The sequence below is a fragment of the Candidatus Thermoplasmatota archaeon genome (genome assembly GCA_030018475.1).
Taxonomy (GTDB): domain Archaea; phylum Thermoplasmatota; class JASEFT01; order JASEFT01; family JASEFT01; genus JASEFT01.
In genome coordinates this window covers 1-7,556 of record JASEFT010000063.1, presented here as the reverse complement: position 1 = coordinate 7,556, position 7,556 = coordinate 1, and the positions used below count along the sequence as shown (strand labels likewise).

General features: G+C 38.4%; 1 protein-coding gene. It reads left to right on the top strand.

Annotated elements, in window-relative coordinates:
* The first annotated feature begins 245 nt into the window (after positions 1-245).
* Positions 246-7,253: a CARDB domain-containing protein gene (locus QMD21_06940; GenBank protein ID MDI6856495.1), complete on the top strand. Its 7,008-nt coding sequence runs from the start codon at positions 246-248 to the stop codon at positions 7,251-7,253.
* The last annotated feature ends 303 nt before the right edge of the window (positions 7,254-7,556 follow it).

Sequence of the window (7,556 nt, the reverse complement as noted above, 5' to 3'; positions counted from 1 at the left end):
AGCTTAGGATTAGCTAAAATACAGTCTCGGAAACATTTTGATGCTTAAACCACGTTACGAACTGTTGCAGAAAAATTTAAAAACCGAGCGTCAGCTTTTTATATTCGAAACAACATTAAAATTTGCATAGAGTGATGAGCTACAAAATTAGCACCCCAGTGGTGTCTATATTAATATTTGCGTGCTTTTTCTTTGCATTAGTAGTTTCTGCCATAATTAGTGTAAACTTATCTGAAAGCAAACCCTTGAGCGAGCTCACGAATGTTAAAGATGTAAGCGTAACATACAGTAATGCAACCTATGATGGTTATGTATGTTCTGTTTCATCTTCTGATTCACCTGATCCAAATCCAGATGGTAGTGGTGACTGGAATAATTCCACATCACTCCTGATGTATGTAGGTGAATATTCGTTTTGGTTCCGGGGTAGCGCATATAATTTTAGAAACAGATCCTTTTTAGCATTTCCATTAAACGCTATCCCAGAAAACGCGATAGTTCTGAGTGCTGTCCTATACATAAATTTAACTAACAATACAGCTACTCTAGACGAGGTTGGCGATTGTATTATAGACCATATAGGTAATTACACACCACTTGATAATAGCGATTACCAGATTGCTAACCTTACCCCAAATATCGCTACTTTAGCCACACCTTCTACGCTACCAGGTTGGCTCAAAGTCTCCCGTTTAGAATCTTATGTACGAGACGATTTACAAAACTCAAGGCCGTATACGCATCTTCGTTTAAGGCAATCAAATGGTGAAGATCTTATTCAACAAGCAAACCCAGGAAACCCTGAGATATCCCGGCTCTACACATTCGCTACAGGAGATTCTCGGGATGCACCTTATCTTGAGATTACCTATTCACGTCCTCCAAATCCGCCTGTAAATTTAGGGGTTGAAGGTTTTGCAGAGGGCACGCCAGAATCGCTAAATATTACAAACCATACCCCTAAGCTAAATTGGACTTTCAGCGATCCTGATGCTGGAGATACTCAGCAAGCATACAATCTTTCCGTAGTGAGAATTTCTGATAATGTATTAATGTGGTTTAAGAACGTAACTAGTACTGCTACAATAGTAACTTATGGAGAACCTGGTGGTGGAATGACTGCCTTAGATTTAATTGATGGTATAGACTACTATTTAAAAGTTAAAACACAAGATAATCATGGCCTCTGGGGCGACTGGGCTAAGATGATGTTTCATATGAACACATTACCCACAACAACACTTGTATCACCCGGAAACGACACATGGAACAATAGCGCAACAATCAATTTTACATGGTCGTACAGCGATGCAGAAGGCAGTCCTCAGTATGCTTTTAATATCACTATAAGCAACAGTAGCGATTTTTCTGTAATCAACTACACTGCAAATGAAACATCTTCTAACAAATACAAATCATTGACTTTAGCAGATGGTATTTGGTACTGGCGCGTAAAAACGAGTGATAGCTATGAGTGGGGCGATTGGAGTGGATATTATATTATCAAGATAGATACAAGTTTGCCAAGCTCAACTATCCAAACACCTTCGGCAGACCCCGCGTATTATAATACAACGGCAATTTGGCTCAATGGCACTTGTTCAGATACAGGTACCGTGCGGTCTGGTATAAACAGAACGGAAATAAAAATTGTTTGGAAGGATAATGGGACTGTCTATTTAGATTGGACTAACACAAATCTTGCTACCAATTACACGTGGTGGGATTATTCTTTTTTGCCCCCAAACGAGGCTAATTTTACTATCTGGATTAGAGCTGTAGATAACGCGAGTAATTATCAAATTGCGATAACTACAAATATTACTTACGACATCACGAAGCCTAGCGCTTTAATTGTGGGATTACCTAAATATTCAAATTCAGATTTTACGGTCTCATGGTCTGGCAGCGATGCACTTTCAGGATTGAAATATTATACTGTGCGGTATAGCGAGAACAATACTACCTCTTGGCTGGATTGGCCCGGGTTTGTAGAAACAGCTGCAACCTCCGGCTTGTGGCTAATTTCAAATACAACTGAAGGCTGTATAGTTTACTTTAAAGTCATCGTTTACGATAACGCACTTAACACTAATACTTCTACAACTTATACTATCAAAGATACAATCAAACCAATTTCGAATATATTGATTCCTGAAGAAGGGTATGCTACAAATGAATCGCCTATTGAAATAGAAGGTAACTGTTCAGATGAAAAATCAGGTATCAATAGAGTAGAGATAAAAATTACCTGGAAGGATAACGGCACAATTTACTTAGATTGGACAAGCACAAATCTTGCTGCTAATTATACTTGGTGGAGTTATATCTTTTACCCGCCAAGCGAAGCGAATTATACTATCCATATTAAGGCCGTAGATAATGCGACCAATCATCAGGTTAGGATAACGAGAAATATAACTTATGATGTTACAAACCCTAGTGCGTCAATTGTGCCTCTACCTAAGTATTCAAACTCAAATTTTACAGTTTCTTGGTCTGGGAGCGATGCACTCTCAGGCTTAAAATATTATACTATCCAAAACGCTACAACTCCAGGAGATTGGCAAGATTGGCTTGTGGGAGTAACTTATACATCTGCTGTTTGGGATATTTCAAAAATACCAGAAGGCTCTCTAATGTATTTCAGAGTCATCGTTTATGATCGCGCAAATAATGAAAATAGAAGCGCAACTTATACAACAAGAGACACCATTAAACCTTTATCCTATATATTAGTCCCGGAAGAGGGCTATGCTACAAATGCAACGCCTATTAAAATAGAAGGTAACTGTTCAGATGAAAAATCGGGTATAAACGTGGTTAAGATAAAAATCGTCTGGAAAGACAATAATACAACTTACAAAGACTGGATTGATACAAATCTTGCTACAAACTACACTTGGTGGGATTATCCTTTTTACCCACCGAATGAAGCGAATTATACAGTCTATATTCAAGCCATAGATAACGCAAGTAATTCCCAAGAGGGGATAAGTGTGAATATTACTTATGATAAAACACCGCCTCCTGCACCCGAGCCTCTTAACCCCTATCCTTCTGAGGTAACTGTTGAAGGCAACATTCCAATATTTAACTGGACGACTGTAAGTGATGAACTCTCTGGGCTGGCTTACTACAATATTCAGGTTTCTAATACAAGCACTTTCACGTACGTGGTATATGAAAAGAACACTACTACAAATACCTCTACGCCTGAAAGTAGTTTTTCAGATGGTACTTACTATTGGAAGGTAAAGTCTGTGGATAAGGCTGGTAACGCGAATTGGTCTGAGATTATCAAATTTTATATAGCCACAGGTGCGCCGACGATAAAGATATTCTATATAAATAACAACCAACCTTACACCAATTCCAACATTGTACAGCTTACTATAAATATTACACCAGAAGCTGGTGTGAGGTTCAAAATGAGGTTTAGTAATAATAAGATTAATTGGACCGTGCCGATAGATTATAAAGAAGACTACCCATGGGATCTTGCGGATCTTAACTATGGCGGAAATTCTATTGAGGGTAGTAAAAGAGTTTATATAGAATGCTGGAAAGTTGGAGGTATTAATATTTCTGCATCTTTCGACGAAATAATTCTAGATACGACGCCCCCCATAATTTACTATAATTACCCATCCGCAGGTTTAGCAACAAGTTGGTATAAAAGCAATCCTGGCGATGTTATCGACATTGATTTCGGCTGGGTAGCAAACTCGCCGCTCGATTATGCGCAGTATAGGATCGGTACGGGCGCTTGGAGAGACATATTCACCTCTGACAGGGCTTCAGACTATACTTCTAACTGGTTGATCGACTGGGATATTTTAGCGGAAGGTGAAAATCAAATTAGTCTTAGGGTCGCTGATTGTGCAGGCAATGTTTTAACACATAACTATACAGCAGGTAGCTCTGGGTTTTTGTTCAGAAAGGATACCAGAGCACCATCGACTCCAAGTCTTATTTTCCCGTCAAATAATACTACAATAACATATAACGAAATAACATTTATCTGGGAACCTGTCACAGATCCACTTCCAGGCTCAGGACTTGCTAAATATAAAATAGAGATTTACGATATAAATTTTCAGCTGAAGTGTGCGTATGATGTTTTTGCAAATTTTACAACTCAAAATCTAACAGACGGCATCTATTATTGGCGAGTTATAGCGGTAGATAATGCCAGTAACCTAGGCGCTTGGTCATTAACCCTCACTTTTACTATCGATACAGCCGCGCCGAAAAATCTAATTTTATTAATAAACGGGGGTATGAACGAAACTAGTACAGAAGATGTTTACCTGACAATCTATGCAGAAAATGCAGATATGATTAAAGTGTGGAATACCACTTATCCCGAGCCGAGCTTATGGATAAATTATACTACCTTCCTAGAGTGGCGATTAGCTCCAGAAATTCCTATAGGCAGTGCAGAAAACAGGACAGTTTTGCTGCGTTGCTTAAACAGCAAGACCTATAGAACTTCTGCAATTAGCGCAACTATACTTGTAAACAAGAAGCCGCCTTTGGTAAGTATTATAGAACCATCGCAAATCATCAATGTAACTCAATTTACAATTAATTGGGAAATAATCACAGAGCCACAACTTGTAGCGTGGTTTGAGTTATGGAACGAGTCCTCACAAGAATGGGATATTAAAGCAGAAAAAAGCACAACTTCTTTTACATTTTACAACCTAATTCCTGGCTACCATATACTTTCCATAAGAGCTATTAACGATGCTACCAAAGAGCATGGAGGTGCAGCCGCTATACTTATACTTGTAGATCTACTCCCGCCAACAAACCTAAATATAACGGTAAATGGCGGTGTGCTTTACACTAACTCGACAAGCGCCACTCTTGATCTCAATGCTGTAGAGGATTTCTCAGTGACAAAGTTCGTCTCAGGAATAGATAAATTTTACATCTCCAACAACGGTGCTTTGTGGCTCGAGTATAATTACACTAAGTTCCCAGCAACCTTAGGCTGGGATTTAATAAGGGATATTGAAGACGAAGACGGTAGCAAAACAGTTTATTTCAAAGTTAGGGACAAAGCAGGCAATTATGCGCTTACCACCGCTACAATATTCTTAGACAGGGAAAAGCCTACAAACCTTGACTTGAGCATGTTAGAACGTACAAATTCAACTTCGGTAAAGCTTACTTTGTCTGCACTCGATCCCGGATACCCAGTAGCTGGTTCTGGTATTTATAAAATGTGTTTTAGCGAAGACGGAATAAATTGGGGTGTTTGGATAAATGGAGATTGGGTAGCTAATGGGTGGATAAATTATTCTCAGTCATATACCTACAAGTTACAGCCAGGAAATACCCAAGATGGTACGAAAACTATTTATTTTAAAGTTAGAGATTATGCTGGGAATGAAAATTACGTGGCGGGACAAATGGTGCTGGACAGAGCCCCAAAGCTGCAGAGCCCGGATAACTATAGTATAATAAGCTCTAACACTACGCTATTAGTATGGGAAAGGAACACGACAGATTTCGGGATATATAGCTATATTGTAGAGTATGACGAGAGCATAGGTTTTGAGAGCCCTAAGAAATTTGAAGTGAATAATACTCAATTTCTAATTTCTAATTTGACACATAATACTACTTATTACTGGCGAGTAAAAATGATTAGAAACGGTGATGAAAGCTTTTGGTCTCAAGCATGGTGCTTTACAGTTAAACTTCCAGACCTTTGTATCGATACCGAAGATATTTCTTTCTATCCTGGAAGCATTGTAGCTATTGGTGCAGAAGTGATAATTAATGCTACTGTGCATAATATCGGAGAAAGTGACGCGGAAAACATTTTGGTAGAATTTTATCAGTACTATCCTGGAACTCCTAAATCAATGCTTCTTGGGAGTCGGACTATAGGGCTTGTTAAAAAAGGAGGAAAATCACAACTCTCTATAACTTATAGATTCTCAGTAGTTGAGGAATTTGGTGTTTACGTACGCGTAGACCCCTATAATACCCTATCCGAGATAAGAAAAGATAATAATCTTGCATATAATATTTTAAAGGTTGTAAGTTTTCCAGATGTCTTACCCTTAAGTATTGGTCTATCAGTAGATGGAGTAATCGAACCTTCTTATATATTCGAAGATGATAATGTCACAATAATTGCTAAAATAAAGAACCAAGGTGGCGATATCGTAACCTCCTTTTGGGTAGAGTTCTGGATAGGTAACTTTGAAGATGGAATTTTCAATGGGACATTAATTGGAAAAAGAGAAGTCCAAAGCATAACAGGGGGACAAATAATTGATGATATCTCTATGTGTTGGGTTGCAGGAGTTGATAACTATACGATAAGGGTTTTTTTAAATACCACCTTGGTTTTCAAAGAAAAAACTGAGAATAACGAGCTATTTAGAAATATTACGGTATATTATAAAACGGCCCTTATGTTACAGCCGTTAGAAAGTTTGCTTGCAACAGAGGCTGAGGGTGAAGTATCCTATACGATAATTATAGAGAATATCGGGTTGATTGAAGATACTTATAACCTTGAAATTGAAGACTTACCATCGGATTGGAGCTACTCTATAATTTACCAACGCGAAGAAATAGACAATATTACACTTGATGTCGGAGAAAGTTTGCAAATAGACTTGATAATTAAAACTAGTAAGCAACCTACAGGAGATACGAGTTTTAAATTTGTAGCTAAATCTAGAAAAGACCCACGGGCTGTTTACAAAGCAGAACTAACCACGAGGGTAATAACACCGCCTCCGCCATTCCCCTGGTATTTAGTTATATTTGGAATTATTGCAACCATAATAGCTTGCATGTTGCCGGCAGTTGTTTTAAAAGTTATAAGAAAAACTGCTAAAATCGATGAAATTTTCTTACTATATGAGGACGGTAGGCTTATCAAACATTTCACGAGGAGGTTAAGACCTTATCGAGATGAGGATATTTTGGCTGGGATGCTTACCGCGGTAAGCGGTTTCGTAAAAGATGTTTTCAAAGGAGAACCCGGAATGCTTGAAGAGATGAAGTTTGGTGAGCTGAAGTTTATAATAGGTGGCGGGAAATACATAATTATTGCAGCTGTGCTCGTTGGCAAGAGAGGTGTAGAGCTTGTAAAAAGGGAAATTACAAAAGTAATAGCTGAAATCGAGCGCAAGTACGAACAAGTATTAGTGGATTGGGATGGAGACTTAGCTAAAGTTATACCTGTGAGTAAAGAGGTTGAAAAGTTGCTGAGATAACATTCTTCGGTGCTTGTCCCACAAATACTATATATGAGCATTGACAAAGTATACCCTGGTGAGGTGTAGGATGATAGTTTCAGGAAGAGCACGGAGAGAGAAAGCTACCTTAGCGGAAGTATTAGCTTGCATGTCATCCGAGAATAAGAAAATATATGTAGAGCTACTGTCATATGTTATAACTATCGCGTTTTGAATATATAAACCCACCAACGACAAGCTCAAAGTTAGTTTTTTAAGCCCATCCTACATTTAGATTATTATGTTAGAGGGGAATGGGGCGGCTAAGAATAGCCGCAAGAG